Annotated in this window: 5 protein-coding genes; 3 read left to right on the top strand and 2 right to left on the bottom strand. The window is 69.1% G+C overall.

Translation table 11 applies throughout. The annotated features are described in order from the left end of the window. Positions 1-366 (bottom strand): carboxymuconolactone decarboxylase family protein (locus AC1D1G_RS43300; protein ID WP_477956718.1); only part of this gene is annotated, 366 nt, incomplete at its 3' end. 123 nt (positions 367-489) lie between these two features. On the opposite strand from AC1D1G_RS43300, the gene AC1D1G_RS43295 reads away from it, so the two are divergent. Genes AC1D1G_RS43295 through AC1D1G_RS43285 form a run of 3 tightly spaced genes read left to right on the top strand, consistent with a single transcriptional unit; the run spans position 490 to position 3,030 of the window. Beyond that, the gene (locus tag AC1D1G_RS43295; protein ID WP_477956717.1) at positions 490-1,650 is read left to right on the top strand and encodes a zinc-binding dehydrogenase; all 1,161 of its coding nucleotides are present in this window, start codon (positions 490-492) and stop codon (positions 1,648-1,650) included. Between the two features lie 13 nt (positions 1,651-1,663). After that, a complete protein-coding gene (locus AC1D1G_RS43290; RefSeq protein WP_477956716.1) occupies positions 1,664-2,569 on the top strand; it encodes a DUF4436 family protein in 906 nt (301 codons plus the stop codon). Between the two features lie 8 nt (positions 2,570-2,577). Next, on the top strand, positions 2,578-3,030 hold the full coding sequence (locus AC1D1G_RS43285; RefSeq protein ID WP_054245568.1) for a nitroreductase/quinone reductase family protein: 453 nt from the start codon (positions 2,578-2,580) through the stop codon (positions 3,028-3,030). Positions 3,031-3,035: 5 nt separating this feature from the next. Here the strand turns inward: AC1D1G_RS43285 and AC1D1G_RS43280 are convergent. After that, positions 3,036-3,397, bottom strand: a 362-nt coding sequence (locus AC1D1G_RS43280) for a cupredoxin domain-containing protein (protein WP_477956715.1), incomplete at its 5' end; no start/stop codon positions are given.

Genomic DNA, 3,397 nt, shown 5'->3' with positions numbered 1-3,397 from the left:
GTGGGCGGGTGTGCGGGTGATGGCCTCGGCGAATTCCAGCACCAGCTTCTCGGTGTCGTCGAACTCGCTGCTCTCACGAAACTTCGGGAGGGCGCGCAACTGCGCGTCACTCACTCCGAGCGCGCGGCTGAACGCCGATCCGATGTCGAGGCAGTACTCGCAGTTGGTCAGTGCGGCCGCCTTGATCTCGCCGAGCGCCTTGAGGCGGGGGTCGAGCCTGGCGCTCGTCGCGAGCGCGAACTCGTAAACCCCGACGGCGGCGAGTAGCTGCGGTCGGCGCCGCAACCAGCGCAACAGGTCTGCCCGGTTGCGGCGGGCGGTGGGAAAGACACGACGTAACGAGTCCATCTGACCGAGGACGCTCATGCTGTCGGTCTACACCCATCGCCGGGGCGGGACAACCCTGAAGCCATTCGGCAATCGTGGTGTCTCGGCGACGGGAGTGTTCTACGTTCGGAACGGAGGCCCACCGCACCCCGAGGAGTCGGCATGAAGGCTGTCATCTGCACCGAGGCTCGCCTGGAGGTGGATGACATCCCGCCTCCGATCCCCGTGAGGGGTCAGGTGCTGATCGATGTGTCCCGGTGCGGGATCTGCGGCTCGGACCTGCACGCYCGCGTGCACGCCGACGAGATGGCGGAACTGGCGGCCGAGACCGGCTACCGCGACTTCATGCGCTCCCACCAGCGAGTCGTGCTCGGGCACGAGTTCAGCGGCACCGTCGCCGGCTACGGGCCCGGCTGCCGGAAGAAGTGGCCGGTGGGTACCGCGGTGGTTGCGTTGCCCATCGTGCGCACCGGGTCGGACATCCACCTGACCGGGCTGTCGGCCTCGGCGCCGGGCGGCTACGCGGAACAGGTGGTGGTGCAGGAGTCGATGACCCTGCCGGTGCCCAACGGGCTGTCGACGGAGGCGGCCGCGCTGACCGAGCCGATGGCGGTGGCGTGGCACGCGGTGCGGAAGGGTGATGTCGGCAAGCGCCGGACCGCGATCGTCATCGGATGCGGCCCGATCGGTCTCGCCGTGATCAGCATGCTGAAGGCGTCCGGTGTCCGCACCGTGGTGGCCGCCGACTTCTCCGCGCGTCGGCGGGCGCTCGCCCGGCAATGCGGCGCCGACGTCGTGGTCGACCCTGCCACGGCGTCACCGTGGACGTCCTATCCGCGACGCAGGGAGACGACGTCCATCACGGAGGTACTCGCCCTCGGACTGGACACCATGGAGAAGCTGCGCCGCATCCCGAAGCTGCCGTGGTGGCATGCCTTCGCCCTCGCCGACGCGGTGGGCGCGACACCGTCCGGGCCGGTCGTCTTCGAGTGCGTCGGCATGCCCGGAGTCATCGACGGCATACTGGCAGGCGCGCCGCTGCGGTCACGTGTCGTCGTGGTCGGGGTCTGCATGGAGACCGACACCTTCCGGCCCGCTCTGGCGATCAACAAGGAGATCGACCTGCGCTTCGCCATCGCCTACGACCCCCGCGAATTCCGCGACACACTCCACATGCTCGCCGACGGAAAGGTCGACCCGACGCCGCTGATCACCGGCACCGTCGGGTTGGCCGGTGTCGAATCCGCGTTCACCGCGCTCGGCAGCCCCGAGGGGCACGCGAAGATCCTGATCGACCCCGAGAACACCACCGCCGCGCTGTGATCCGCCGACGCCCATGACATCCCACCACCCCCGGCTCCAGTGGGCCGTCCCGGCGCTTCTCCTCGCGCTGATCTACGCCGCGTCGCTCACCGTGTACGGGTTGAGCAGCCGCACCGGCGACGACGACGGACCGTTCGAGATCGGTAGCGACGAGGTCGTGGTCCTCGTGACGGCGAAGTCGCTGCAGCCGACGACCGACCGGGTGCAGGCCGAGGTGACGATCACCGTCGGTGAGGATTTCCTCCACGCCAACGGCGACACACTGAACCGGGACATCACGCTGCTGCTCATCCCGAGCACCAGCCACGAGGAAATCGTCTTCCGGGCGGGCGCCTCGGCCACGACCTTCGACACCGAGTTCATCGCCACCGGCAACGCGGCCTACTGGCCGTTCGACCGGTTCGAGGTGAATCCGATGGTGGTGGAGGCGTACCAGGGCCTCGGCGCCGACCGTGAACTGGTGCCCACGGCCCTCCTGCTGGAAGGCCGGGTCGACGGGTGGAAAGCCCGCGCCGAGGAGGTGGCGGTCGACACGGACCTGTCCCGGAACGGCACCGGCGCCGCGCTGATGTTCGCGCGCACGGGCGGGAACCTGATCTACGCCGGAATCCTGCTGCTGATGATGACGATCCTCGCGGGCCTCGCCGCCTTCGTCGCGCTGCAGACGTTCCGCCGCAAGCGCGCCGTCAACACGGACATGCTGGGCTGGATGGCCGCGATGCTGTTCGCCGTCGTGCCACTGCGCGGAATCCTGCCGGGAAGCCCGCCGATCGGGTCGTGGGTCGACATCGCCCTCACGGTGTGGGTGGTCTCCACACTCGTCGCGTCGCTGGCGCTGTTCGTGTTCTGCTGGTGGCGAGACAGCGAGGCGCCGGCACAGCACGAGGTGGTTGCCACGACAGCACCGGGTTCGGAATAGTCGAGGACATGGTGCGCCGGACCGGAAGAGTGCTGCCGCCCTGGTATCTCGCCCACGTGAACAAGGTGATCGTGGGCCTGCATCGCTTGGGCGTTCCGATGCCGATGCCGGCGCTGACCGTCCCCGGCCGGAAGACGGGCGTGCTTCGGTCTACGCCCGTGTCACCGTACGAGGTGGACGGCCGGCGCTACGTCGTCGCGGGATACGCCGAATCGGACTGGGCGAAGAACGCGCGGGCCGCCGGGCGCGGTGAGCTGACCCGGGGGCGTCGCCGCGAGCGCGTCCGGCTGGTCGCCCTGCCGGTGTCGGAGCGGGCCCGGATCCTCCACGAGTTTCCGATCCGGGTGCCGCACGGGGTCACCATGTTCCTCAAGGCCGGGACGGTCGCGAACTCCTCCCCGGAGGCGTTCGCGGCCGCCGCGGACCGGTGCGAGGTGTTCCGCATCGAGCCGCTCGACTGACGGGGTCACCGAACCTCGAGCGTGCCCACCATGTTCGGGTGATACGTGCAGTGGAACGCGAAGGTGCCCGGCTGACCGGGGACGGTGAACGTCGCGGTCGCACCCGGTTCGACCTCCACGTCGAACAGGTCGCCGGTGTCCGCCGTCACGGTGTGTTCGGCGGTGTCGTCGTTGCGGACGGTGACCTCTTCTCCCGGCGCGAACGTGCCGGGCAGGGTGTATTTGAAATCGGAGATCAGGATCTCCTGCCCGCCCGCTTGACCCGCCCCCGCAGGCATCGACATGGACATCGACGGCATACCGGACATGGGATGGTCCCCGCCGTGCGCCGTTTCCGCCGAACCGGACGAGTCGTCACCGTCGCTTG

This window comes from Rhodococcus sp. P3_B8, assembly GCF_056402775.1.
The sequence above is the reverse complement of the archived record's forward strand: the minus strand, read 5'-3'. Positions and strand labels throughout refer to the sequence as shown.